The 25,042-nt window shown below is 49.2% G+C and carries 23 protein-coding genes; all 23 read left to right on the plus strand.

Translation table 11 applies throughout. The annotated features are described in order from the left end of the window. Positions 1-62: 62 nt before the first annotated feature. The 23 genes from HMPREF9453_RS09815 (at position 63) to HMPREF9453_RS09925 (ending at position 25,026) form a co-directional block, all read left to right on the plus strand. Positions 63-1,670, plus strand: a complete 1,608-nt coding sequence (locus HMPREF9453_RS09815; RefSeq protein ID WP_008860410.1) for a hypothetical protein — start codon at positions 63-65, stop codon at positions 1,668-1,670. After that, positions 1,663-4,533 carry a hypothetical protein gene (locus tag HMPREF9453_RS09820; protein ID WP_008860411.1) on the plus strand — a complete coding sequence of 957 codons (2,871 nt, stop codon included), beginning with the start codon at positions 1,663-1,665 and terminating at the stop codon, positions 4,531-4,533. The genes HMPREF9453_RS09815 and HMPREF9453_RS09820 overlap by 8 nt, the downstream gene beginning before the upstream one ends. Before the next feature lie 197 nt (positions 4,534-4,730). After that, complete coding sequence (locus HMPREF9453_RS09825) at positions 4,731-5,060, plus strand: hypothetical protein (protein WP_008860412.1); 330 nt, start codon at positions 4,731-4,733, stop codon at positions 5,058-5,060. 37 nt (positions 5,061-5,097) lie between these two features. Beyond that, positions 5,098-5,838, plus strand: coding sequence for a hypothetical protein (locus HMPREF9453_RS09830; RefSeq protein ID WP_008860413.1), 741 nt, complete (start codon positions 5,098-5,100; stop codon positions 5,836-5,838). A gap of 26 nt (positions 5,839-5,864) precedes the next feature. Next, positions 5,865-6,482: a hypothetical protein gene (locus HMPREF9453_RS09835; RefSeq protein WP_008860414.1), complete on the plus strand. Its 618-nt coding sequence runs from the start codon at positions 5,865-5,867 to the stop codon at positions 6,480-6,482. A gap of 112 nt (positions 6,483-6,594) precedes the next feature. After that, on the plus strand, positions 6,595-7,275 hold the full coding sequence (locus HMPREF9453_RS09840) for a hypothetical protein (protein ID WP_008860415.1): 681 nt from the start codon (positions 6,595-6,597) through the stop codon (positions 7,273-7,275). 53 nt (positions 7,276-7,328) lie between these two features. Next, positions 7,329-7,862, plus strand: a complete 534-nt coding sequence (locus HMPREF9453_RS09845) for a hypothetical protein (RefSeq protein ID WP_008860416.1) — start codon at positions 7,329-7,331, stop codon at positions 7,860-7,862. Positions 7,863-7,911: 49 nt separating this feature from the next. Next, positions 7,912-8,379, plus strand: a complete 468-nt coding sequence (locus HMPREF9453_RS09850; protein WP_008860417.1) for a hypothetical protein — start codon at positions 7,912-7,914, stop codon at positions 8,377-8,379. Between the two features lie 30 nt (positions 8,380-8,409). Continuing rightward, the gene (locus HMPREF9453_RS09855; protein ID WP_008860418.1) at positions 8,410-9,309 is read left to right on the plus strand and encodes a hypothetical protein; all 900 of its coding nucleotides are present in this window, start codon (positions 8,410-8,412) and stop codon (positions 9,307-9,309) included. Positions 9,310-9,479: 170 nt separating this feature from the next. Beyond that, on the plus strand, positions 9,480-9,686 hold the full coding sequence (locus tag HMPREF9453_RS12205; RefSeq protein WP_187368082.1) for a hypothetical protein: 207 nt from the start codon (positions 9,480-9,482) through the stop codon (positions 9,684-9,686). Positions 9,687-10,963: 1,277 nt separating this feature from the next. Next, a complete protein-coding gene (locus tag HMPREF9453_RS09865; RefSeq protein ID WP_008860419.1) occupies positions 10,964-14,386 on the plus strand; it encodes a DNA polymerase III subunit alpha in 3,423 nt (1,140 codons plus the stop codon). A gap of 340 nt (positions 14,387-14,726) precedes the next feature. Further along, positions 14,727-15,518, plus strand: coding sequence for an electron transfer flavoprotein subunit beta/FixA family protein (locus tag HMPREF9453_RS09870; protein ID WP_008860420.1), 792 nt, complete (start codon positions 14,727-14,729; stop codon positions 15,516-15,518). A gap of 10 nt (positions 15,519-15,528) precedes the next feature. Next, a complete protein-coding gene (locus tag HMPREF9453_RS09875) occupies positions 15,529-16,542 on the plus strand; it encodes an electron transfer flavoprotein subunit alpha/FixB family protein (protein ID WP_008860421.1) in 1,014 nt (337 codons plus the stop codon). 74 nt (positions 16,543-16,616) lie between these two features. Continuing rightward, entirely contained in the window at positions 16,617-17,495 is an 879-nt protein-coding gene (locus HMPREF9453_RS09880; RefSeq protein WP_008860422.1) for an aminotransferase class IV, read from the plus strand. 407 nt (positions 17,496-17,902) lie between these two features. Then, positions 17,903-18,400 carry a crossover junction endodeoxyribonuclease RuvC gene (gene ruvC, locus HMPREF9453_RS09885; RefSeq protein WP_008860423.1) on the plus strand — a complete coding sequence of 166 codons (498 nt, stop codon included), beginning with the start codon at positions 17,903-17,905 and terminating at the stop codon, positions 18,398-18,400. Continuing rightward, the gene (gene ruvA, locus HMPREF9453_RS09890) at positions 18,397-19,008 is read left to right on the plus strand and encodes a Holliday junction branch migration protein RuvA (RefSeq protein WP_008860424.1); all 612 of its coding nucleotides are present in this window, start codon (positions 18,397-18,399) and stop codon (positions 19,006-19,008) included. Before ruvC ends, ruvA begins: the two co-directional genes overlap by 4 nt. A gap of 3 nt (positions 19,009-19,011) precedes the next feature. After that, positions 19,012-20,106: a Holliday junction branch migration DNA helicase RuvB gene (ruvB, locus tag HMPREF9453_RS09895; RefSeq protein ID WP_008860425.1), complete on the plus strand. Its 1,095-nt coding sequence runs from the start codon at positions 19,012-19,014 to the stop codon at positions 20,104-20,106. Further along, a complete protein-coding gene (locus tag HMPREF9453_RS09900; protein ID WP_008860426.1) occupies positions 20,093-20,305 on the plus strand; it encodes a DUF2905 domain-containing protein in 213 nt (70 codons plus the stop codon). Before ruvB ends, HMPREF9453_RS09900 begins: the two co-directional genes overlap by 14 nt. Before the next feature lie 5 nt (positions 20,306-20,310). Then, the gene (locus HMPREF9453_RS09905; RefSeq protein ID WP_008860427.1) at positions 20,311-21,588 is read left to right on the plus strand and encodes a SpoIID/LytB domain-containing protein; all 1,278 of its coding nucleotides are present in this window, start codon (positions 20,311-20,313) and stop codon (positions 21,586-21,588) included. A gap of 170 nt (positions 21,589-21,758) precedes the next feature. Further along, positions 21,759-22,778, plus strand: a complete 1,020-nt coding sequence (queA, locus tag HMPREF9453_RS09910; RefSeq protein WP_008860428.1) for a tRNA preQ1(34) S-adenosylmethionine ribosyltransferase-isomerase QueA — start codon at positions 21,759-21,761, stop codon at positions 22,776-22,778. A gap of 10 nt (positions 22,779-22,788) precedes the next feature. Then, positions 22,789-23,898, plus strand: a complete 1,110-nt coding sequence (gene tgt / locus HMPREF9453_RS09915) for a tRNA guanosine(34) transglycosylase Tgt (protein ID WP_008860429.1) — start codon at positions 22,789-22,791, stop codon at positions 23,896-23,898. 61 nt (positions 23,899-23,959) lie between these two features. Next, positions 23,960-24,436, plus strand: a complete 477-nt coding sequence (yajC, locus tag HMPREF9453_RS09920) for a preprotein translocase subunit YajC (RefSeq protein WP_148363772.1) — start codon at positions 23,960-23,962, stop codon at positions 24,434-24,436. Continuing rightward, positions 24,433-25,026 (plus strand): 5-formyltetrahydrofolate cyclo-ligase, encoded by a 594-nt coding sequence (locus tag HMPREF9453_RS09925; protein WP_008860431.1) that lies wholly within the window; start codon positions 24,433-24,435, stop codon positions 25,024-25,026. The genes yajC and HMPREF9453_RS09925 overlap by 4 nt, the downstream gene beginning before the upstream one ends. Positions 25,027-25,042 lie beyond the last annotated feature (16 nt).

Genomic DNA, 25,042 nt, shown 5'->3' on the forward strand with positions numbered 1-25,042 from the left:
TTCAGGTATAATATGGGTATAGATAAAGAAAGATGTGGCGGAATGAAAGGAGAAAGTGCAGGATGGCATATGGAAATAAAAATACAACCGATAACTTTTATTATCTGGTGAGGGAGACATGTAAGGGGCTTAACGGCAATGATGGCTGGAATCAAGTGGACAATTATTTAGATAAGCAGCTTGAACAGATGGACAAATCCATTGATTCAATGATCAAGAACTTTGCCTTAAAGAGAATACACTGTCCTACTGAGAATCCCAGGCTTGTTTCTCTTTTAGAAAAGCTGGAAAGAGTATTGCTTAAGGGAAAAGAAAACACTCCTTCGGAGGGGGAGGAGGAGGTTTTAGGGGAAATTCGAAACCTTCTTGGCATGGAGAAAATTCATGACAAGTCTTTTAATAATTGGGCAGGAGCAAAGGTGGCTGCGGGAAATAAGGGACGGATGAATTTACCGACTTTATTTCTGCTTTGTGCTTATTATCACAGGCCGTTGGAGGATCTGGTTCATCTTCCGCAGCTGGATTCTCCGATTATGGATGCATTGAAGGATAGCTGCTCTAAGGATGAGTCTTTGCATATATGCATTGACAGAAATGCCAGAGATGCGGCGGCTAAGCCACAGGAGGAAAGAAATATTTTTGACCAGGCTCCTTTCATGGCTGAAGTCAAGGGAAAATACGGAACTGTTAAATCTTTCCGCTGGGAGGATTTGAAGGCTGTCAATGAAATGGCAAATGCTGAAAGGGACAGTTTCATGATTCACGAAATCCTGGGGCAGAAAGAACGTAACCATGGCGTCAGGCAGAGAATGGAGGACCTTTCATCTTATAGGGAGCTGGTTGTCAAAATGAATGGAGATCGGGTAGATGCACTTTTCCGTGAGTCCGGAGACAATGAGAGAGCACAACTTGATTACTTTTTATTTGCTCGATACATGGCTGATGAACTGTTAAAAGTAATACAAAATGATTTTAAGACAGATGTTCTTTTCCCGGAGAATGGGAAAGGAGGCTTTGAGTATCACAAGGAAAGATTTAATAAAAGCAGAGATGAGGTGTATCGAAAAGCCAGATACCATTGGCTGGACAGTCGGTATGACAAAGAAGGTGAAAATCGGAGCTGGAAGGTGGATCGCAGGTCCCATTCTTTGGACTTGATAGGAGTCTTATGTTTTGATGCCTTTGGCTTTAATCCTTTGAAATCGTATTCCATGGATGCATCTTCCTTTACGATGGGCAGCGGCGGATATGATAGCAAGGATGCGAGGAGTTCTGTATTCCGGATATATTTTGGCTGCAGTCGAATCCTTTGGGAATTGTTTAGCCAGGGACCATGGAAAAATTGGAAGAAAGGAAAGCCTGTTTCACCGCAACTGGAGCTGGGGCAGTTAGTCCAGTCTTTTAAAAATAAATTATCCAGTGAGCCGGAGCTGCAGAAATGCATACAGAATGGAATCTGTCAGTTACAGCCTGCTGCTTATTCCTGTTTCATGGCTATAAGTGATGGCCTTTCAGAAAATATTCTTACACGATTGGCGAAAGATAGTAAAAATGGCCCTTATGTGCTGCTCATGCTGGCATTCGGCATGATGGAGAATATGTCAAAGGTGGACTCTTATATGAAAGATGCAGTTACCGGTATTTATGGAAAGGAGGAGTACCATGACTGAAAGAGGGAGTTATGATGAGGAGTTTTGGAGGAAGATTCCTTTATACAATGGACATACAGGGAGATTGGATGATGCAGGTGTCTACAAATTGGAAGGAGACGAAACACATCCACGCAGATTAGTGATTACGTGCTTTTACCCTGCTTTCATTGATGCTGCTATCAGTACTAATATACATGCCTGGTTTGTTTTTGCTTCAGCACATGGACTATGTCGGTCAGAGAAAGACTTTCGTATCAAACTTGCGGAGATGGAGTGCAGCACTTCATCTCGTAATATTCTCGATTATATGAAAGGCGAAAAGGGAGCATGGAATGGAAATCTGACTCATCAATTCAGCAAACCGGTATCTGTGCTGGCTTTTGCCAAATCATTGGCTTGTGCGATCAGCCAGCTGACCGGTCAGATAGTGGGCATGGGAGATATCCTTGGCCTGCCGCCAGCAGATACAGACAAAGCAGTGCTGGCTTCCTGCTTGAAGAAGTTGGGCTGCGACAGAGCGGACATAAATACAGAAAAATTGCTTAACAGATGCCGGGATAAAGAAATGGAGCTGGCTAAAAAGATATTTTCTGCTTCTTTGGAAACGGAGCGAAAACGGCTGAGCCAGTCGGAATTTGTTAATTATGTGAAATCCCTTGTTAGTCATTTTGAGAAGAATTTACCTGGTGAAAGCTTGTCTAATGAGGAAAGCAGATTCTTCAAAAATGCCCGTGATGACGCTGCAGAAAAGGTATTTTCTGATAGACAAAAGGAAAGGCTTATGGAAAAGCAGCCAGTAGAAGAATGGTTGGACTGCCTTCTTGCCCGATACCTGACAGGAAGCGAGAGTCGGATATCCTATGAAAAGGCTAACCATCTTTTTAGGCAAATAACGGAACTGGTCAGGGAAACAGGCTTGTCCTTTCTGGATGAATCTCATATGGCAGATTCTGATTTCCATGCTTATGGTTATGAAAAAAAAGATGGCAGGTGGACCTTCAGCGGTAAACTGGGTCAGGGGATTTTGCACAAAATCAAAGATAACTGGAAGCTTTGGGCTCTTCTTCATGGAAGTGCCGCAGTTTTTTCTAAAACGGATCCGCTCCCCAATGAGATAGCAGAATACTGTGATTTCTGGGATCAGATTCTTTCCAAGAATCGTTTGGATTGGAGAGAAACAGGGCAGGAATCTTCCCTTCAATGGGCGTATGAGCCTGGTTTGGAGGAATGGATGAATCATATGGCAGAGGAAAGTACGATTTCAGCTATTTGGGAACATGCAGATTCTGAAGCTGATTTGCAGGATATTTTTCATAGGCAGAAATTATTTCTGAAGGATATTCTGGAGAACGATAAAAATAGGGGAAAACAGTTTTGGAATCAGCTGGAGGAATCTTATAAAGGCCTTTGGACGGCGTTGGTCAAATTGGTACGGCAGGAACGAATGATTGTGAGAGGCGAAGCTAATTTCCGGCTGGATATGGAGAAGCGGTATCCCGATGCAATTCCTTTCCTTCTGGATGACAGCCGGTCATGGGAGAAAGCGGAAGAAAAATGGGAAGGCCTTTTTGCGGGAATCCCTGGATGCCAAAGGTTTCTTACAGATAAGTCGGAAGCAAACTTATGGGAAGGTAAAGAATTTGCTCTTCGCCAAGCGGCGGATTTCATCCTGCGAAAAGAAGATGTCTCTTATTGGTGGAAGCAAAAAGCTGCTGACTTGAAGGTGCAAAGAGAGAGGCTGCCACTTGATTTCTCTGCAAAGTTGGAATTGTTTTGGGCGGCAGCGAATATTGGGATTGACACATGTCCGGTCAGCTTGTCTTTTCCGGAAAAGGTAAAGAAGATGTCAATCAATAAGGGGCAGGAATCCCATGAGAAGATGATGCCAGACAGAGAATTTATGGAAAAATTATTTGACTATTACCGGGCACCTTTAAAACCTTATACATTTACAGGGCTTGAGAAGAAGGAATGGATGCTGGTTAAGATTTTATTCTTCTGTCTGGATAAGGAAAGTATCAAGACATACATAGGTAATTTTTCTCCAAAGGCAAGGGACAGCAGGAATATGGACAACTGGATCAAGAAAGTTTGTGATAGGGCTCATAAGGGAAAGACAGATACGTATACCATGGAACTGCAGGGAAAAGACAGGGATATTGAGCAGGTTAATAGCTGGGCAGAAGCATCCCTTCCAGGAAGAATCAGAGGCTTTCACAGAGATCAGTATTACTCCTATCTGGCGGAGATGGACGGAGAAATATCTACACACTTTGATGTGTCTCTTATGACAGGAGAGTGTTTATCTTTTGGTGAATGCGGATCGGTACCTTGGTACCATCAGTTTCCGGAAATCAAGGAAGTGGTTTTTAAAGCGGACAGGCTGTTTTTTATTCGTGAGAAACAACAGGGAGACCGGGAGCTGATCGTGTGGGAAGATAAAAATGGGGACTTGTCAGTTACAGTGTACAGAGGACAGGCAGATGGAGATGAAGAGAAATGGGCGGTTCCTGCGACGGGAAATGATGAAATACCTGGCTCTTCCGGTATACAAATGGATTTCCGTCATCCATCTTTTTATTTCAGCTTAGGAATCCCTCTTTGCTCCTGGATTGGAAAGGAAGGAGAAAAGGAGCAGCTTGTCCTACTGCACAGTCATTCCTATGATCTCGCAATTTGGCCCTCTAGGGAAAAATTATCCTGGAAGAGGAATCATGGAAGAATTGATGCTTATACAGAAGAAATCAGGAAGAAAGGCATCCCCGTCCGTTTTACCCAGGTGTTTGGCTCCGTGGCAAGGGTAAAGGAAATTTACGCATATGCAGAAAATCCGCGGCTGGAAATTCATTTGAACAGGGATTACTGCGGCTTGGATCTTTGAAATACATACTATTTACTGAAACGTCTGCTTCGCAGGCGTTTTTTGCTGCATAGGTAAAAATTACAGATAAATAGAAATTTAATATTAACTTGTTACGGTGCAAAATCATACTTTTCTTTATACTATATGTAAATTAAGAACAGCGAAGCTGAAAGACTGGCGAGACACCGGCTTCATTTTTACAAGGAGGTATGACAATGACTCAAAACAAGAGCTTTAACCAAACGGCTAACAGAGCGGGAGAAGAATACGAAGATGAATGTGAAGACGCATATGATGAAGAACGAGAATACGAGGAAGCGTGTGAACGTGAGGAAGAACGCGAACGTGAGGAAGAAATGAGACGTTATGAGTTAGGAAAACGTGAGCGGGAAGCACTTCTGGGTTACGATGAACCAGAAGATAGAATAATGGAAACCAGTGAATTTGTTGGGTCATACGATAACTGGTTGAGAGAAATTGCTGAGGGTGGTGATTGTGGCGTTCATGAAGGCAGATACTATGACTACTTCGGAAATGAAATCTGAATGATTTGGCAGGAAGGAAATTTTAAAGGAGGACAATATGAAAAGGATCAAAATCGGTATGATGGCTTTGGCCGTAGCGGCGGTGCTTGCTACTGCATCGGGATGTGGCACAAGCAAGTTGGAAGGAGAGTGGACCGCCCAGGATAAGGTTGCACTTGAACCCGAAAAGAAGTTTGACAGTCCAGGCTTCCAGAATGTGGTCATTGAAAAGAAAGGGGGCCGCTATGAAGTCACCAATGTGATTTACTCGTATGGGGAGAAGTATCGTGTACGTACTTATTCCGGCTATGGCCCGGATACAACAGATTCCGGTGTAAAGTGCCTGGTAGATACTACGGATATGTGGGGAGCTATTGCAGGTTTTAAGAAAGCGCCTCAGGAAAAAACATTTGGCTTGACGGATTATGAATATACGCTTTATCCAGACTATCTTATGTATAAGTCCTTTGCAGATGAAAATGAGAACAGCAAGAACAACAAGAGCAGTAAGAATGACAATGTGATTACTGCATTTGGCAGGAACGGGAATTATCGGATTTTCTTTGATGATAAGAAGGATAGTCTGAAGATGACGAACCCGGCAGGAAAAACCATTACGCTTACAAGGGCAAAGAAAGGAGCACTTGAAGAGTATGAAAAGAGTATGCGGAATGCAATCAGCGAGTACCGGAAGGCTATTGATAACAAATGGAAGACAGAAGCGGAAAACGGACATATCTTTGGACCGCATCCCACTTTGACCGGTGACATCAAATTCCATGATGACATTAAAGACTAAAGGTTCCAGTCAGAAAGGAGAAGAAAATGAATACATTAAATAAATCTCTGAAACTTATGCTTGTTGGTGCTGCGGCCTGTGCGTCTCTGGTGATGGCAGGATGCAGTTCCGACGGGAAACAGGTTTCCCTCCATGATGCTTATGAAAGTAAAATTGCAGAAGTGGAAAAAGATGTGGATGCAAACGGTAAAGCACTGAGCGATGCAGATGCGAAACTGGGTGAGTACTACAAGAAGGATCCGGTGAAATACAGGGCACTGGATCCGGCAAAACATCCGGGAAATTTGTCATGGATGTCAAATGATTACACACTGCAGGAAGGTCAGGATGCAATGGATGCGGTGAATGAGGTATACAAATCTGTTGAATCCAATGTAAAGGCACTTCATCAGGACCAGGCCAAGTTCGGGTCAATTCATGATGAACTGATAAAACGGAATAATGACCTCTATCTGAAAAGCATGGGACGCACGCCTCAAAAAGGAAAGGGGGAGGCAGTGAATTATGAAGCTTTTGCTAAAAGAGCCGGTAACGATGGGGTTGGTATCTATAATATGGAGCAGTCTTCTAAATTGCTGAAGCTGAAGCAGTTCCTTGAAAATGATCTGGAATTCCCCAAAGGTCGTTTCAAAGATACAAAATAGCAGGAATGTCAGGCATGCCCCGAAAAATTTGCATCGGGGCATAAAGCATGTAATAATAAAGGTATATAATATAAAAGACCAGCAGCAAAGGATTGGCAAAGGGGAGAAAGAAATGAATACTTTGAAGAAAACAGTATTGGGAGCGTGCATGGTACTGGCTGCTTTTGGTGCAGCATTGCCAGCAAAGGCGGCTGACACATATACCTTTCTAGATGGAGTCCAGCCAACGGCAGATGCAGTATCTTTTCTGAACAACTATGGGTTTAGCTATGCAGGTGGAACCCAGTATGAATCTGTTTATAATTCTAAAGACAAAAGCATTACAGTGCTGACTGATACGGGAAGTAATTACATCTACGATATTTTCTTTCGGAAAGGCACTACGGATAAAGGTATTAAGATTGGCAGGAGCACAGTGGCGGATGTCATGAATGTTTATGGTCCGGTTCGAGGTATTAATACGAACAGTGTGGATTACCTGAGCTTCACCAATGAAAGTATTTATCAGGGTTTCAGAGAAATGGGCTTCAATCCCGGTGATGATAAAGGTATTTATCTGAATAACCATACATGGGCTGGCTGGGCCAGCAAAGTGGATGTCATTGAATACTTGGCTTCGGATGAAACACTTATACAGTTCTCTATCTACCGTATTTCCGAAACAAATCTGAGAAGAGGCATCGTTACGGGATACCGGATCATTTCACCACGCGTAAGCAACAGCAATAAGAGGGAAGTCGACTTTTATAATAGGGTGAATGCATTGCAAAATCGTGGAATTCTTAGGAAGTAAGGATTGGTACTTGGGCATCAATGGTATATTAGCTTTTCGAAAAAAGGGAGAGTATGATTCATATGAGAATGGAACGAAGCTATAAAGGTATCTTGGCTATCGTGCTGGCAGCAGGCATGTTTGGAAGCGGTACTGCATTGGCTGCATCCAGCACGTCCGGAACAACAGATGGAGGCGTAACACAAACGGCTCCCGCCAAGACAGATAGCCTGTTTGCTTTAGCAGGGACGGCTAAGAATGGGAAAAAGGTATATGTGGCTAAGCCGACACCTCATGCTCTGGAAGAATATAGAAGCATGGATCCTGATAATCAGGATGTCATGCTTATGGCGCTGGCCAGGGTAGGGGAAGCTAATGATAAAAAGGCTGAGGTGGAGGTGTATACTTTTATCCGTAGAGCATCGGCACCTAAGAATGTGGTGTTTGTAAATACTATGAACATGCCAGTACATCAGTTTGTAGGACTGGATTTGAAGAAACATGCCAAAGATCCAACCAGCCTGATTTTTATGAAATACTGGGAGATGGCATTTAATAAATCCTATGATCTGGAGGATGATTCTCCTGCAGTTCCAGCGCCCTTTTAATGGGGCCAGAAGGAAAAGGCTTTGAGATGGGTAAAGGTGGGGATGGCAAATGAGTGATATTATCTCTCTGTTTTTAGGACTGCTGGAATTCGTGTATACTGTTCTGTACGAGCCGGCAGGGTGGCTTATATCAGTAATTCCATTCGGCTCTGATTTCGTAGCGTGGAAAGATGGGTTCATTTCTGGCTATGCCAGTACCTACATATTACCCATTATTTTTGATGTAGTAATGACTCTCGTTGTTTCCGTAGTGGCAGGACCGGAGCTTGGGGGAGGATTTTCAGTTATCAGCAATTTTATTGGTATCATCCATTTCTTTGACCATGTGTGGGAAGGCATAGCTTGCCTCTTTTGGGGCTTGGTTAAGCTTCCTGTATTTCTTGTACTGTTGGCAGGTTCTGTTGTTGTTCCGCCACTCGTGACGATAGGCATGGTTTTGGCAGCTATTGAGCTGGTATCCAGAATTTCAAAGCTTCCTTCCGGAAACGTGCTGGATCAGCAGAAGAAGGATAAATAGAATGGTTTATTTCGGAAAGGGGAGTAAGCAATGGACAAGAAATTGAAAGTCATATTGATTTCTGCTGTGGTGGTCATGGGTGCTGCAGCGGCAGCGGTACCAGCTTATTGGTCTGGCCTACTGCATGGAGGAGACGCAGCCCAGACGGAACCTGCAAAACCTCAAATCAGTATTCTTGCTTTAGGTGAGAAGAGGACTATTTATCCGCCAACCAGGGGAGATGAACCAAGTGCATCCTGTGTTTTGGAAGGAGCAGAAGGAAATCATTTTACTATGCACTGCAAAGCATCTGGATTCTATATTACACCGGAGGACAGTGAGGAAAGAATATATGACAGCGAAGATGCTCCCTATGAACATGGCCGTGTGGAAGTGACGGAAGTGCAGGTGTCTGATCCGTCTTATCGCCTTTGGTCTATTGTGTATGACAGCAATGGAAACAGTGGTACTCAGCATGGCTATTGGCTCGTGGGAGAAAAGGATGGACAGTTCATTTCTTATATTACGCCTACTTCAATGAAGGAAGCAGGGCTTCCCATGCCGGATGCGGAAGACTGGGGTGAAAAGAAAGGTGGTCATAGACTTCGCTTCTATGTGGAAGATGGCATCCTTAAAATGGAGTATACCTTTGAATTTTGGCCGCCCAATGTTTCTCATGCAGAAGCCTGGCGTGTGCTTGACAAGACGGCAGACATACAGTGGGATAATGACAGCGGCGCCTTCCAGTTGACCAATATTCAGGATGTTGGAGATATGAAGGTATCTCGGGCTAAAGGCTTCGGAAGAGAAATCCAATGGGAGAAAATGACAGACGACGAGAAAACTTATTATGAAAACGGACTTAAGGGGTATCGCAACCAGCACCTGACCTATGTGAAGCGGGTCAATCAGTCTTATAGCGCGCTGACGGGTGGCAAGACTCTTTATTAATAAAGTAATAATGGGATGATAAAAGGAAGCATTCGTTTGTCAATGCTTCCTTTTATCATCCCATGTTTTCAGGAATATTTTATAGGAGGCAGGAATTTGACCATAAAGTTGTGAATACCTTACTGAAATAAAAGACATAAATTTCTGGGTCATGTTTATCTTGCATAGGCGTGCAGATAGATATATACTTCTTAGCTTTTGATGTAGAAGTGATAAAATATACAAGTGCGTTTAAAAGAAAATTCGATAAAAATTCAACGAATAGTACTGGAAATTATATTGAAATAGCCAACATAGGTGAAACTGGAATAAGAAAAGCACCGATAAAATCAATAACTTTGCTTTTAACAACATTTCCAATTAAAGAACTGAAATAATTGCGGCTCTTCTAAGAACTAAGAAAAGATGGGACTCTCTCGGGAGCCCCATTTTTTTATGCTCCAAAAGTTTGGCACCCTGCCAAAGATGAGAAAAAAGTCTTTCGGCTCCAGCCGGAGATGGCTCGGGAAAGCACCGACTCTGTGTTTGAAAAAATAGGGAGTTTTGTATCAGATAAAGATGGATATTAAATAAAAATTAGGAATGTATGAATTAAAGGGACAACTTTCGATGCGTGGAAGTTTCAAAGCCTTGCATATCCATGGGAAAGGCGGCTAATTTTCTAGTTTCCTTGCTCCCTGAGCGAAGCGATGCACAGCGAACATGATTTGCACTATGCGAACTGGATTTGTAAGGGAGCATCAGCGACCTGAAAATCCAGTGAGTCAGTGACAGCAGTGGATGCACTATGCGAACTGGATTTGTAAGGGAGCATCAGCGACCTGAAAATCCAGTGAGTCAGTGACAGCAGAGGATGAAGGAGCGCCAGCGACGAACAAATCATAGTGAGTCGTTTCCCCTGTGGGGACACAACCCTTCTACACAACCTGTGGTGCCAGCCGCGCCCCTTTTTATAATCTGCGGCGAAGCCGCCACCAGCACCCTCTGAACCCTCTGAATCCTCTGAACCCTTTGAACCCTTTGAACCCTCTGAACCCTTTGAACCCTCTGAACCCTCTGAACCCTCACACCGAAGGTGTGTCCAAAGGTAAGAAACAAAAATGACACAGGCCGCCGATTGGCGGTCAGGACCGCGGTAGAGCATCCTATCGGTGCTCTGCCCCGTACACCCTTTTCCGCTTCGCGGGACTTCCCCTCAAGGGGAAACGAGAAGTATGGAGAGGAAAAACAGAGAGGCATATATTTCATGTACCATTCCGCAGTTCCCCCCTTTGGTGGTGAACGCAGTGAGTCAATCACCAGAATGCGTATCATGCCATATGACACAGAAAGTCAATTCCCGTAACGCTGACTTTATATTCATCGTCCAGGGGGCGATACCACAACCCTCAGCGCCGCAGGCGCTGTCGCCCCCTGAGTGGAAGCGACGCAACCCTTTTACACAACCTGCGGCGCCAGCCGCGCCCCCCCTTTTTAAATCTGCGGCGAAAGCCGCCACCACAACCCTCGGCCTGAAAGGCCGTCAAACTTAAGAACCTTCGGGACGAAGTCCCGTCAACCCTCACGCCGAAGGCGTGTCCTTTCCTATAAGCCCTTATCCCCTCATTGTGATACAATAAAACAAAAACCTTTTTCAATGATTTCAGGAGGGACCATGGATCCATTCGTTCATCTTCATGTGCATACAGAATACAGCTTGTTTGATGGCACCTGCCGCATTAAGGAACTGGTGTCCCATGTGAAGGATATGGGGCAGACGGCTCTGGCCATTACGGACCATGGGGTCATGTATGGGGCGGTGTATCTATACAAGGAATGCATGGCCCAGGGAATCAAGCCCATCATTGGCTGCGAGGTCTATGTGACCCGGGGAAGCCGGTTTGAGAAGCGGGCAGGGGGAGAGAAGGAGAAGCTGGCTCATCTGATTCTTCTGGCGGAGAATAATGAGGGCTATCAGAACCTCATCAAAATCTGCTCCAAATCCTGGACGGAGGGGTATTATTTCAAACCCCGGGCGGACCATGAGCTGCTGCAAAAGTACCATAAAGGCCTCATTGCCCTGTCGGCCTGCGTAGGCGGCGAGTTGCCCCAGGCCATTCTGAACCATGATATGGAGAAGGCCCGGAAGGTGATCCAGTTCTATATAGATACTTTCGGGAAGGACAATTATTTCATCGAGCTCCAGAATCACGGTCTTCCGGAAGAAGCGGCGGTGCGTCCGGTGCTGGCATCGCTGGCCAGGGAGTATGGCCTTGGTCTGGTGGCCACCAACGATTTCCACTACACCAGGAAGGAAGATGCAGGGAGTCAGGAAATCAAGCTCTGTATTTCTACAGGAAAAACGCTAGATGATCCCTACCATTTCCATTTTGCCAATAATGAGTTCTACTGCAAGAGCGGGGCAGAAATGGAAGCCATTCTGGGAGAGTATCCCGGTGCCATTGAGAATACGAAGAAGATTGCGGACCGCTGTCATGTGACCCTGACCTTCGGGGACCATAAGCTGCCCTCTTTTGACGTGCCTGAGGGGGAGACGTCCACCACCTATCTTCGAAAGCTCTGCGAGAAGGCGCTGCCGGAGCGGTATCCCCATCCTTCGGGAAAGGAGAAGGAAAGGCTGGACTATGAGCTGGGAGTCATCGAGCACATGGGCTTTTCTGACTATTTCCTCATCGTCATGGATTTCATCCATTATGCCAAGTCCCATGGCATCCCCATCGGTCCGGGCCGCGGCAGTGCGGCAGGAAGCATTGTGGCCTATCTCCTTCATATTACGGAAATCGATCCGCTCCGTTTTGACCTTCTCTTCGAACGTTTCTTGAACCCCGAGCGTGTGTCCATGCCGGATATTGATACGGACCTCTGCTACCGGCGGCGGGGAGAGGTCATTGATTACTTGGCCCGGAAGTACGGCAAGGACCAGGTGGCCCAGATCATTACCTTCGGCACCCTGGCGGCGAGAGCGGTCATCCGGGATGTGGGCCGTGTCACCAATATGCCTCTTCGGGATGTGGATAAGATCGCCAAAATGGTGCCTTCCGGTCCCGGTGTGACACTGAAAAAGACCCTGGAGGGCTCCCGGGAATTCAAAGAGCTTTATGAATCCAATCCCCAGGTGCACAGTCTCATCGACCACTGTCTGGACCTGGAAGGGCTGTCAAGAAATTCCGGCACCCATGCAGCAGGCGTAGTGATCTGTTCAAAGCCTGTAGACGACTATGTGCCTATCCAGCTCACCCAGGACAATTTCATCCAGACCCAGTACGAAAAGGATCAGGTGGAACAGCTGGGACTTCTGAAGATGGACCTTCTGGGGCTCCGAAATCTGACGGTCATCCATGATGCCCTGGAAATGATAGAGAAAAACCGGGGCATCCATCTGGATATCAACAGTATTCCCACGGAAGATGAGGAAACCTGCCGCATGCTCTGCGAGGGAGACACCATCGGTGTGTTCCAGTCTGAATCCTCCGGCTTCACGTCCCTTCTCATGAAGCTTCACCCGGACCGGTTCGAGGACCTGATCCCCATGGTGGCCCTCTACCGGCCGGGGCCTCTGGGAAGCGGCATGGCGGAAGATTTCATCAAGAGAAAGCATGGGGAAATCCCGGTGGAGTATCCTCATCCCTCATTGGAACCGATTCTGAAGGAAACCTACGGCGTCATCCTCTACCAGGAACAGGTCATGCAGATTGCCTCTGTCATGGGTGGATTCAGCCTGGGCCAGGCCGATATGCTGCGCCGCGCCATGGGCCACAAGGAGCCGGAAATCCTGCAGAAGAACAGGGATACCTTCCTCGAAGGGGCCCTGAAGAACGGGGTGGATGAGAAGACGGCCAACTATGTCTTTGACCTCATGGTCCACTTTGCAGGCTACGGCTTCAATAAATCCCACAGTGTGTGCTATGGCTGGATTGCCTGGCAGACGGCGTACCTGAAGGCCCATTTCCGGCCGGAATTCATGGCGGCCATGATGACCTGCTATATCGGCGACCGGGAGAAGGTGAGCCGTTATATTTCCGATACCAAAAGGGCGGGGGTGGAAATCGCCGCTCCCGATGTGAACCTTTCGGAAGCCTATTTCTCCGTTAAGGGAAATAAAATCCTCTTCGGACTGGACGGCATCCAGAATGTAGGGGAAAATGCAGTAAATGGCATCATTGAGGCCAGAAGGAAGGGAGGCCCCTTCAGGGATATCAGCGACTTTCTGGAACGGGTGGACAGCCGGGGGCTGAACAGCCGGGCCTGCGAAAGCCTCATCCGCTGCGGCGCCCTGGACTCCCTGGGCCGCAACCGCTCCCAGCTGCTGGCGGTGCTGCCGGAGGCCATGAGCAATGCCCAGTCTGTGAGGGAAGACCGGGAATCGGGACAGGTGAGCCTTTTCGGCGACATGGACAGCGCGAAAACTATCATCTATCCGCCCCTTCCGGATATTCCGCAGAATGAAAAAATCGAATGGGAAAGAAAGCTTCTGGGCTTCTATGTCAGCGGCCATCCCCTGGATGCTTACAAAAAGCAGATGGCCCAGTGCATTCCTATTTACAAATTGAATTCAGAAAGTGCCAAATATGATGGAAAGGCAGTAACCGTAGGCGGCACGGTGACCCGGGTGAAGGGCACCATGACAAAGAAGGGGGCCCCCATGGGCTATGTGACCCTGGAGGACTACGATGGTGAACTGGAAGCGGTGGTGTTCCCTTCGGTATGGGAAAAGGCAAGGCCGGTGCTCACCGAAGATGCAGCGATATGCATCAGAGGCCGGGTACAGTCCAATGAAAGGGAAGTCAAAATCCTGGCGGACGAAATCATTCCCCTCTCCCTCTTCCATAAGACAGTGCGCCCGCCGGTATCAGCGGTCCATCTCTATGTGGATGAAAGGCATGAAAATAACATGGTCAGCGATGCCCTGGGCCGTATCCTTCTGAAATACCACGGGAACACGCCAGTATTCCTCCATATCCAGAGGACCCGTCAGGAAATCCGCATGGTGCCTAGGTTCTTCCTGGACTTTTCAGAAGAAGCGGAAGAAGCGCTGAAGGGCCTTCTGGGCAATGCCTGCGTGGAAGGACGGAAGTGAGAAAGGGGCCGTCGTACAAAGGAATTCGGAACACTATTCCCGGAATCAGGCGGGTTCAGGCGCCTTTTGGACGCCCCGGTTCTATGGGTCATGTGCTGATGCACTGACCGATGGGTTCAGCCCACAGAGCGGGCTGGTTCATGGAAGTTATAAAGAATCGCTGCCAAAGGCGGCGATTCCACACCCGCTGAACCTTCTGAACCCTCTGAACCTTTTGAACCTCGGCCGCAAAGCGGCCGTACATAAATAAGTATGCCGCGGAAGCTTTTCATATGATATACTAAAATAGATAAAATCTTCTAAAGAAGGAAACCTTGGAGTTGTTGCAAAGGGGGTTATTATGAAGTTTCTGGTTTGCGTGAAACAGGTGGTGGATACTTCCCAGATGGAAGTGGATCCGGCTACCGGCAGATTGAAAAGAAATAATGCAAACAGTATTCTGAATCCCATGGACCGGAATGCGCTGGAGGCAGCGCTGAGTCTTCGGGACCAGACCGGCGGCAGGGTGACTGTGATTTCCATGGGGCCGCCCCAGGCGGCAGCGGTGCTGAAGGAAGCCATTTCCATGGGAGCCGATGAGGCGTACCTGGTGACGGATCGGGCCTTTGGCGGTGCCGATACCCTGGCTACCAGCTATACCCTGGCCAGTGCCATCCGGAAAATCGGCAGCTTTGACCTGATTTTCTGCGGCATGGAATCCATCGACAGCAATACCGCCCAGATCGGGCCGGAAATCGCAGCGACCCTGGGGATTTCCGATGTGAGCGCTGCCATTGGCCTTTCCTATGAAAAAGAAGGCTATGTACAGGTGGAGCGGCAGTTTGGCGATGACCTGGAAGTGCTGGACATGAAGCTTCCGGGTGTCGTTACCTGCACCGGCGAGCTGAATAAGCCCCGCTATCCCAGCATTAAAGGCATCCTGAAGAAGGATGAAGTGGAAATCCATAATCTCACGGCAGCAGACCTTCCGGTGGATGCCGGCCGTATCGGCATGAAAGGGTCTCCTACCCAGGTGCGGCAGGTGCGGCCTGTGGTGCCGCCTAAGAAGGAAAATCTCCGTATTGAAGGAAAGCCGGCGGCAGAGGCAGTGGAAGAATTGTTTGGCGCCATGCGGAAGCTGAATCTGGTATAGGAGGGCAATGATGGATTTTTCTACATATAAAGGAATTTATGTAATTGGTGCTCTCGTAAACGGCGGGATTCAGAAAGTGACGGGGGAACTGGTCGGAGAAGCCCGCCTTCTGGCTGATGAGCTGGGCGAGACGGTGCATGTGGTGCTCGTAGGTGGAACACTGAAGGATGACCCGGCATCCCTGATTCCCCTGGGAGCGGACAAGGTCTATGTGCTCACTCATAAGCTCCTTTCCCATTATGACGGGAAAGCTTATCAGAAGGTACTGGCTTCGTTTCTGAAAGACCGCAAGCCGGACACCATTATTTTTGCAGCCACTTCTTTTGGAAGAGACCTGGCGCCCCGGCTGGCGGCAGAGCTGGTATGCGGTGTCACCGCCGATGTGACGGAGCTTTCGGCAGATAAGGAAAAAAGGCTGGTGATCTGGTCCCGCCCTGCCATGGACGGCAACATTATGGCCGACATTGTAAGTCCTCTTTTCCGGCCTCAGGTAGGCACTGTGCGGCCGGGGATTTTCAAATATCCCAAGGCCGATGAGTCCCGCCAGGGCACGGTGGAAGAAGTGCCGGTGACCCTTGATGAAGAGGATCTGGGCACTGTTTTGAAATCCATCATCCAGGGCGAAAAGGATGAAAATCCTGTGGAAACGGCCAAAGTCATTGTGGCAGGAGGCCGCGGTTTCCACAGCCGGGAGGAATGGGAAATGGTTCATGAACTGGCGGACCTTCTGGGCGCTGCCGTAGGCTGCAGCCGCCCCATTTCCGAATTGGGCTGGGAACCTCACAGCCGTCAGATCGGACAGACCGGCAAAGGCGTGTCTCCCAAGGTGTACTTTGCCCTTGGCATTTCCGGCGCCATGCAGCATATGTGTGCTGTGAACGCGGACATTGTCATTGCGGTGAACAGGGACCCCAAGGCGCCGATTATGGAAATGGCAGACTATGCGGTTGTGGCGGACCTGAAAGAATTTATGCCCCGACTCATAGAAAAATTGAAGACCTGGAAGGCAGAAAAACAGGCCTGACAATGATATAATAAAATAGAAGTTCTCACCGGCAGGATTTCCTGCATTCCCATTTTACTTTGGAGGTGAATGGTATGGCAGAAGCAAAAACTACCATCTACTACAATCACAATTTCTACTATGATTTCTCCAAAATCATCAGTGCCGACGACAGAGGCCTGCAGTTCGGCGACGGCTGCTACGAATGGATCCGGGTATTCCAGGGTCATCCCTTTGCCCTTTCCTACCATGTGGACCGTCTGTACCGCTCCATGCGCCTTCTGGGCATCCGCCCGGTGACGGCGCCTGATGAATTCACGGAAATCGTGGAAGTGGTTATCGAAGAAACAGGAGTTACAGAAGGATATGTGAAAATCATCGTCACCCGCGGCAGCGGCGACCACGATTTCACCATTCCTTCCCGGAATGCGCTCCGCCCCAATGTACTGGTCTATGCAAAGCCCATTAACCTGGACAGCATTGCCAAGGTGCAGGACGGCGTCAAGTGCATTACCATGAATGATGACCGCGGACATCACTGCGATATTCTCTCCCTGAACCAGCTGAACAATATGATGGCTCGGGCAGAAGCACAGAAAAAAGGCTGCTATGATGCCATCTTCATCAAAGACGGCCTTCTCACCGAAGCCAGCCATTCCAATGTGTGCATCGTCAAGGCCGGCGTCATCTGGACTCCCGCCAAGAATGAATTCATGATTCCCGGAATTACTCGCTCCCTGGTGCTCTCCCGCGTAGCTCCCACCGCCGGCGTCACCTCCATTGATGACGGCGCAGAACCGGTGCGTCTGGACAATATGATGGATGCGGAAGAAGTATTCCTCACCAACAGCCAGGACGGCATTGTGCCGGTCGTTGCCATCGATGGCAAGCCCATCGGCGATGGCAAAGTGGGCACGGTGACAAGAAAGATTCAGGAACATTACCACCATCTCATGACCGATGGTTTGCCGTAACAGGCAGTTAAAAAAAGCTGAGAAAAAAGGTTCAATCATTTTTTCTCAGCTTTTTTTCGTGGGGAAAAATTAACCACCCTTGCATTCCCCAATGAGGGCCAAGGAAACGCTTCCAAGCGGGCGCCCTATGAGGGAGCAGCTAAAAGGTTCTCCATGCATCAAAGCATGTGGTGACATGATAAAACTCATCGCCCCCTTTAAAAATTGCGGCGAAGCCGCCACCACAACCCTCGGCCTGAAAGGCCGTCAAACCTAAGAACCCTCCGGCCATAAGGCCGGTCCATCTTAAGAACCTTCCCCTCTGAACCCTCACACCGAAGGTGTGTCTCCATCTCTGCCTCCCTTTGAAACTATGGTATAATATAACAGTCAAGAACAAACTTTTCAGCCATGAAACAGGAGGAACTATGCGGGTACTAGGCATTGACCCGGGCACCGGACGGTGCGGGTTCGGTGTGGTGGACAAGGTGGGCACGTCCATTACGCCGGTGAATTACGGGGTCATCGAGACCTACAAGGACCAGAGCGACCTGGAGCGGCTGAATATTGTATATGAAGGCATATGTGAGCTCATTGCCGCTTATCGTCCCCAGTTCATGGGGGTGGAGACACTGTATTTCAATACGAATATTACCACCGGCATCAAGGTGGCCCAGGCCAGAGGCGTCATCCTTCTGGCGGGGTATCGGCAGAATATTCCTATCGTGCCGGTGACACCGCTGCAGGTGAAGCAGCAGATGACCGGCTATGGCCGGGCCGGAAAGAAACAGGTCATTGAAATGGTGAAGCGGCTTATGGGCATCCATAAGAACATTGATCCCGATGATGCAGCCGATGCACTGGCTATCGGTCTCACTGCCGCCTACCATGTGGAACATCGTCAGTTGTATGGGGGAATGAAATGATTGGATATATCAGAGGAAAGGTGACTGCTTTATTTAAAGATTCCTGCTTTCTGGAGGCCGGCGGCATAGGCTATCGGATTTTTATTTCCGATAAGACGAGGCAGCAGCTGGCAAAGGGGGAGGAAGCGAAACTTCTGACCTACATGGCTGTACGGGAAGATGCCATCCTGCTTTATGGTTTTCTGGGGAAAGAAGAGTATGATCTCTTCCTCCTGCTGATTTCCATTTCCAAAGTGGGTCCCAAGGTAGCCATGGGCATCCTGTCTGCCATGACGCCTTCTGCTTTTGTAGGGGCCATTACCACAGGAAGTGTCACCCGGCTCACCAAGCTGCCGGGCATCGGAAAAAAGACGGCGGAAAGACTTCTGGTGGAACTGAAAGATAAAGTAGGCGCCTTTTCGGTGGAACCTCTTTCCGACGACGGTCGTGCAGCGGCTCCTTCGGCAGAGGAAAATCCTGCAGCTGATGAGGCAGTGAAGGCCCTCATGAGCCTGGGCTATGAAATGGATGAAATCACGCCGGTGCTGGGAAGGCTTTCAGGCTCCTATGATAATGTGTCGAAGCTGGTCAGCGCCGCGCTCCGTGAATTTGCAAAAAACCGGGAGTAATAGATGAATAATAAGTATATAAAAAGTCTGGGAGGCCAGGAGGAAGAAGAGGTGCTGGGCAGTAAGGGCCGCATCGTTTCTACGGAGGAAACGCCGAAAGATGAGTGGCAGAATTCCCTGCGCCCCCAGCGGCTGGATGATTACATAGGCCAGGAAGCGTTTAAGAAAAACCTGAAGGTATATATTGCAGCGGCGAAATCCAGGAAAGAAGCACTGGACCATGTGCTTCTCTACGGCCCGCCGGGGCTGGGAAAGACCACCATGGCGAAAATCATTGCCAATGAGCTGGGAAGCCAGTTCAAAGTGACCAGCGGCCCTGCCATTGGACGGCCGGGGGAGCTGGCATCCATTCTGACTACTCTGCAGGACCATGATGTGCTCTTCATCGATGAAATTCACCGGCTGAACCGGAATGTGGAGGAAATCCTCTACTCCGCCATGGAGGATTTCGCCCTGGATATCGTCATGGGAAAGGGCACCGGCGCCAGTTCCATCCGCATCGACCTGGCCCATTTCACTTTAATCGGCGCCACCACCCGGGCAGGCTCCCTTTCAGCGCCTCTTCGGGACCGGTTCCTCATTACCAATCATATGCAGTTTTATGAACCGGCGGAGCTGAAGAAAATCATTACCAGGGCTGCTCATATTCTGGGCATTGATATCGAGGACAGCGGCGCCGAAGAAATCGCCCGCCGCAGCCGCGGTACGCCCCGTATTGCCAACCGCCTGTTGAAGCGGATAAGGGATTTTGCCCAGGTACAGGGAAGCGCCATTACCGCCGATATTGCATCAGAAGCGCTGAAGGCCCTTCATGTGGATGAAATCGGCCTGGATGATCTGGATAATGAAATTCTGAAGGCCATCATTTATAAATTTAACGGCGGTCCCGTGGGCATTGATACCATTTCCGCCGCTGTCAGCGAGGAAAGGGCTACCATTGAAGACGTATGCGAACCTTACCTCATGCAGATTGGCTTTATTTCCAGAACCCCTCGGGGACGGATAGCCACGGCGGCAGCCTATGACCATCTGGGAATTTCCTGGCCCGGCAAAGAGGGAGAAACGAGCCTCTTTGGAGGAGATCATGGGGATCGGTAAAACACTTATCATTATCGGTGTCCTTTTCATTCTGGCCGGCCTTTTCTTTATGGCCGGCGGCAGGCTCACCTTTCTGGGCCATCTGCCCGGGGATATCCATTTTTCCAGAGGAAATACGGAGTTTTATTTTCCTGTGATTTCCTGCATCCTGGTCAGCGTCATCGGTACCATTCTTCTTAATCTGTTTTTTAGAAGGTAATCATTATGAATCAAAAATTATGGACAGCCCTGCTGCTTCCTTTTGCTTTTTCGCTGGCAGTGCTGCCGGCAGAGGCAGAGTCTATTCCCATTCATAGAAAATCGGCGATTTCCGTCAAGGCCCCTGCCGTAAGAAAGGCGGTGCCCCGGAAGAAGGCGGCAGCGCCTGCGCCGAAAAGAGATGAAAACAAGGCATCCGGCCTGGGTCCTGATGTGGAAGTAGGGCTTCTTACTTCCGGCGAGGTGACTATTACGGGCCTTGCAGATTTCAAAGCGGAATCGGCAGGAAAGGTGGTAGGGAAATATGGAAATGGCACGCGGCTTTCTATTTCCAGAAGCGGAAATACCATCCTTTTGAATGGCAAAAAAGCAGGGGAAAAGGTGTACCTCATCACAGGAAACAGCGCCCCTGCCTTTGCGGTGAAGGGCAACCGATACCGGGGACAGATGAAGCTTATCCCTTCTGCCTGGGGCAGCGGCGTCACCGTAGTGAATGCAGTGCCTATGGAGCTGTACCTGCAGAGCGTGGTGCCGGCGGAAGCGGTGCCGTCCTGGAAGGCCGATGCCCTGAAAGCCCAGGCAGTGGCAGCCAGGACCTATGCCATGTACCATAAGAATGGCTACCGTTCCTCGGGCTATGACGTTACCGATGATACCCGGTCCCAGGTCTATTCCGGCATATCTTCCGAAACGGAAGCCACCAGCCGGGCGGTGAGGGAAACGGCAGGGGAAATTGTGACCTACGGCGGAAAGCCCATTGATGCCCTTTTCCATTCCAGCGGCGGCGGCTATACGGAAAACAGCGAAAATGTGTGGGGCTCGGTCATTCCCTATCTTCGGGGCGTAAAAGAATCCTATGTAGGAAATCCATGGACAAAGACCATTCCTCTTTCCTCCTTTGTGCGTACCATGAGCAACTATGGCTATGGCGTAGGCTCATTAAAGGGCATCAAACTCTCCAAGCTCCGCATAGGCGAAGCCCACCGGAGCAGTGACCGGGGCATTTCCGGCAGGGTGAAGACCTTTACCCTCATCGGCAAAGGGGGAAGCAGGACCGTTCCGGGAGACAAGCTCCAGTCCATCTATGGCCTGGACAGTACCCTCTATGATTTAAACGTGAAGGGAAGCAATCTCATCATTACCGGCTACGGCTACGGCCATGGTCTGGGTCTTTCCCAGTGGGGCGCCGAAGCCATGGCGGAAAAACAAGGCAATGGAAGAGACTACTATAAGACCATTCTCACCCATTATTACTCAGGGACAAAAGTGGAAAAAATGTATTGAGAGGGGCAGCGATACCACCGCCCTCTGCACCTTTGACACCGGGCATATGGTTCCTCTGCCTGACGCATGTCTCCAATAAACCGGAAACTGGAAACTTTCCATCATTTTGTCATATAATATAAAGGTTAAACTGATAAAGAATTACATTGAATGACAGGAGATAAGAATTAATGAAACTTGAAGAATTCAACTATAACCTTCCCAAAGAGCTCATTGCCCAGGAACCGGCGGAACCCCGCGATTCCTGCCGGCTGATGATGCTGGACAAGAACACCGGCGCCTGGGAGCACCATCATTTCCGGGATATTCTGGATGAAATCCGTCCGGGCGATGTATTCGTATTCAACAATACCAAGGTCATTCCCGCCCGTCTCTACGGAAAGAAAAGAACTACCGGCGGCAAGGTGGAAATGCTTCTTCTTACGCCGAAAGGCAATGATGTGTGGGAAGTGCTGGTGAACCCGGGCAAGAAGGCTCTTCCCGGCACAGAAATCGAGTTCTCCGATTCCTGCTATTGCAAAGTGCTGGACAAAACGGACTTTGGCGGTCGGGTGGTGGAATTCCACTATGATGGTAATTTCGACAGCCTCCTGGACCAGCTGGGAGAAATGCCTACACCTCCTTATATCCACAAGAAGCTGGAAAACAAGGATGAGTACCAGACGGTCTATGCCAAGTACAAAGGCTCCGCTGCTGCTCCTACGGCAGGTCTTCATTTCACGCCGGAACTGATGGAGGAAATGAAGAAGAAGGGGGCTGAACTTCTCTTCGTTACCCTTCATGTAGGCATCGGCACTTTCCGCCCGGTGAATGAGGAAAATATCGAAGACCATGAAATGCACAAGGAATGGTACACCGTAAGCCAGGAAACGGCGGATGCAGTCAATCAGGCCAGAAGCGAAGGCCGCCGCATCATTGCCGTAGGCACCACCTCCGTGCGTACCCTGGAATCGGCAGGACAGAGCGGAACGCTGCAGAGCGGCAGCGGCTGGACACAGCTCTACATTTACCCCGGCTACCAGTGGCATATGGTGGACGCCATTGTCACCAATTTCCACCTTCCTGAATCCACCCTCATTATGATGATGGCATCCTTTGCAGGAAGGGAGCATATCCTGGCAGCTTATGAGGAAGCGGTGAAACAGAAGTATCGTTTCTTCTCCTTCGGCGATGCCATGTTTATCAGATAAGGAATCCTCTATGGTTATCAACTACGAACTCATTGCAGAAGATAAGAAAACAGGAGCCAGAGCGGGCCTTCTTCATACGCCCCACGGCACCTTCAAAACACCTATGTTCATGCCCGTAGGTACCCAGGCTACGGTGAAGACGGTGACGCCGGAGGAACTGGAAGACATGGGCGCCCAGATCATCCTGTCCAATACGTACCATCTCTTTCTCCGTCCCGGCACGGAACTGATCCGGGAAGCCGGCGGACTTCATGATTTCATGAACTGGCATAAAGGAATCCTCACCGATTCCGGCGGATTCCAGGTGTTCAGCCTGGGAGCCATGAGAAAGATTACGGAAGAGGGCGTCCATTTCCGTTCTTTCCTGGACGGTTCCAAACAGTTCCTGTCACCGGAAGTATCCATCCATGCCCAGGAAGATCTGGGAAGCGACATTGCCATGGCCTTCGATGAATGTATTCCCTATCCTGCAGATTATGACTATGCCGACCATTCCACTGCCCGCACCACCCGCTGGGCGGAGCGCTGCATCAAGGCCCACACCCGCACCGACCGGGGCATGTTCGGCATTGTGCAGGGCGGCATGTACAAGGACCTTAGAAAAAGGAGCGCCGAGGAAATCTCTGCCATGCCCTTTGACGGCATGGCCATCGGCGGTCTTTCCGTGGGCGAACCCCATGACCTCATGTATGAAATGCTGGAATATACCACCCAGTTCCTGCCGGTGAATAAAGCCCGCTACCTCATGGGCGTAGGTACGCCGGACTGCCTGGTGGAAGGCGTGGCCCGGGGCGTTGACATGTTTGACTGCGTATTCCCCACCAGGGTGGCCAGAAACGGCATGGCCATGGTGCACAGCGGCCGCATGAACATGAAGAATAAAAAATATGAGAAGGACTGGGCGCCTCTGGAAGAAGGATGCCAGTGCTATACCTGCACCCATTACAGCAGGGCTTATATCCGTCATCTCTATAAGTCCGAAGAACTTCTGGCCTTCCGTCTCGTCACCATCCATAACCTGTACTTCCTGCTCCAGTTCATGCGGGATATGAGACAGGCCATTATTGACGGAAACTTTACGGAATTCCGCGAAAATTTCATGGCAAACTACAAAAGATAAAGACATCCCCCCTGTTTTATGCTAAAATGATTCTATACGTTCGTTGGAGGTGAAATCATAAGTGGAACAAGCAATGAATATCCTGAGCCTGGTATGGCCTTTCCTCATTCTGGTAGCTATTATGTACTTCTTCATGTACCGTCCTACCCAGAAGATGAAGGTTGAAAGAGGACGTTTCCTCATGGCTCTCAAGAAAGGCGACAAGGTGGTAACATCCGGCGGCGTCCATGGGACCATTAAAGTTCTCCGTGATAAATACGTGGAACTGGAAATCGCACCGAAAGTAGTCATCAAGGTTGAAAAATCAGCTATCCAGCACTTTGAAGGCAAGCCGGCTGTAGGCGAAGCTCCTGCCTCTGAAGTGATTCCGGAAAACAAGAAATCCCAAAAGGATGAACCGGAAACCCAGGTGGTAGAAGAAGTGGTGGAAGTGGACGATCCCAAAGACGCAGGTACCGAAGTCATCGAAGAAGAAGTGGAAGTGGATGACAAGGATGCGGCTAAGGATGCAAAGTCCAAAACTGAGGTAAAGAAATGACAGAGACGGATATTTCCTCTTCGGAACTGAAAAAGGAAATCCGCCGGAAGATGCTCGCCTTACGGCGGGCTCTTTCTGATGATGAGGCAGAAAAAAAGGCAGACCGCCTCACCGAGCAGATCCTTTCTCTTCCGGAATACCAAAAAGCAAAGCGGATCATGGCCTTCCTGGCTATGAAAGGCGAGTCCAATCTGGACCGGCTCATTGCCCTGGCCCTTTCCGAGGGAAAGGAAGTATACGTGCCGGTATGTCTGCCAGAACGGCAGATGGAAGCCGGAAGGCTTCTGGACATGGACCATTTTGTGAAAGGGCCCCTGGGCCTTCGGGATCTGCCCAAAGGATATGACACCATTACTCCGGAAGAACTGGATCTGGTGCTGGTTCCCGGCGTGGCCTGCGACAGGGCGGGAAACCGTCTGGGCATGGGCGCCGGTTATTACGACCGCTACCTCTCCCGGGTGCCTTTGGAAAAGAGGGTGGCTGCCCTCTGGGATTTCCAGGTGGTGGAGGCCATTCCTTCTGAACCCTTTGATAGAAAGATGGCAAAAATTGTAACCGATACCGGTATCATTGTAACGAAAAGAGGTTGAAGTTTTGGAAACAAAA

The organism is Dialister succinatiphilus YIT 11850 (assembly GCF_000242435.1).
GTDB lineage: Bacteria > Bacillota > Negativicutes > Veillonellales > Dialisteraceae > Dialister > Dialister succinatiphilus.

Excerpts from the sequence above, each read along its gene's own strand:
- HMPREF9453_RS09815 (WP_008860410.1), top strand. The coding sequence starts at position 63 with ATGGCATATGGAAATAAAAATACAACCGATAACTTTTATTATCTGGTG.
- HMPREF9453_RS09820 (WP_008860411.1), top strand. The coding sequence starts at position 1,663 with ATGACTGAAAGAGGGAGTTATGATGAGGAGTTTTGGAGGAAGATTCCT.
- HMPREF9453_RS09825 (WP_008860412.1), top strand. The coding sequence starts at position 4,731 with ATGACTCAAAACAAGAGCTTTAACCAAACGGCTAACAGAGCGGGAGAA.
- HMPREF9453_RS09830 (WP_008860413.1), top strand. The coding sequence starts at position 5,098 with ATGAAAAGGATCAAAATCGGTATGATGGCTTTGGCCGTAGCGGCGGTG.
- HMPREF9453_RS09835 (WP_008860414.1), top strand. The coding sequence starts at position 5,865 with ATGAATACATTAAATAAATCTCTGAAACTTATGCTTGTTGGTGCTGCG.
- HMPREF9453_RS09840 (WP_008860415.1), top strand. The coding sequence starts at position 6,595 with ATGAATACTTTGAAGAAAACAGTATTGGGAGCGTGCATGGTACTGGCT.
- HMPREF9453_RS09845 (WP_008860416.1), top strand. The coding sequence starts at position 7,329 with ATGATTCATATGAGAATGGAACGAAGCTATAAAGGTATCTTGGCTATC.
- HMPREF9453_RS09850 (WP_008860417.1), top strand. The coding sequence starts at position 7,912 with ATGAGTGATATTATCTCTCTGTTTTTAGGACTGCTGGAATTCGTGTAT.
- HMPREF9453_RS09855 (WP_008860418.1), top strand. The coding sequence starts at position 8,410 with ATGGACAAGAAATTGAAAGTCATATTGATTTCTGCTGTGGTGGTCATG.
- HMPREF9453_RS09865 (WP_008860419.1), top strand. The coding sequence starts at position 10,964 with ATGGATCCATTCGTTCATCTTCATGTGCATACAGAATACAGCTTGTTT.
- HMPREF9453_RS09870 (WP_008860420.1), top strand. The coding sequence starts at position 14,727 with ATGAAGTTTCTGGTTTGCGTGAAACAGGTGGTGGATACTTCCCAGATG.
- HMPREF9453_RS09875 (WP_008860421.1), top strand. The coding sequence starts at position 15,529 with ATGGATTTTTCTACATATAAAGGAATTTATGTAATTGGTGCTCTCGTA.
- HMPREF9453_RS09880 (WP_008860422.1), top strand. The coding sequence starts at position 16,617 with ATGGCAGAAGCAAAAACTACCATCTACTACAATCACAATTTCTACTAT.
- ruvC (WP_008860423.1), top strand. The coding sequence starts at position 17,903 with ATGCGGGTACTAGGCATTGACCCGGGCACCGGACGGTGCGGGTTCGGT.
- ruvA (WP_008860424.1), top strand. The coding sequence starts at position 18,397 with ATGATTGGATATATCAGAGGAAAGGTGACTGCTTTATTTAAAGATTCC.
- ruvB (WP_008860425.1), top strand. The coding sequence starts at position 19,012 with ATGAATAATAAGTATATAAAAAGTCTGGGAGGCCAGGAGGAAGAAGAG.
- HMPREF9453_RS09900 (WP_008860426.1), top strand. The coding sequence starts at position 20,093 with ATGGGGATCGGTAAAACACTTATCATTATCGGTGTCCTTTTCATTCTG.
- HMPREF9453_RS09905 (WP_008860427.1), top strand. The coding sequence starts at position 20,311 with ATGAATCAAAAATTATGGACAGCCCTGCTGCTTCCTTTTGCTTTTTCG.
- queA (WP_008860428.1), top strand. The coding sequence starts at position 21,759 with ATGAAACTTGAAGAATTCAACTATAACCTTCCCAAAGAGCTCATTGCC.
- tgt (WP_008860429.1), top strand. The coding sequence starts at position 22,789 with ATGGTTATCAACTACGAACTCATTGCAGAAGATAAGAAAACAGGAGCC.
- HMPREF9453_RS09925 (WP_008860431.1), top strand. The coding sequence starts at position 24,433 with ATGACAGAGACGGATATTTCCTCTTCGGAACTGAAAAAGGAAATCCGC.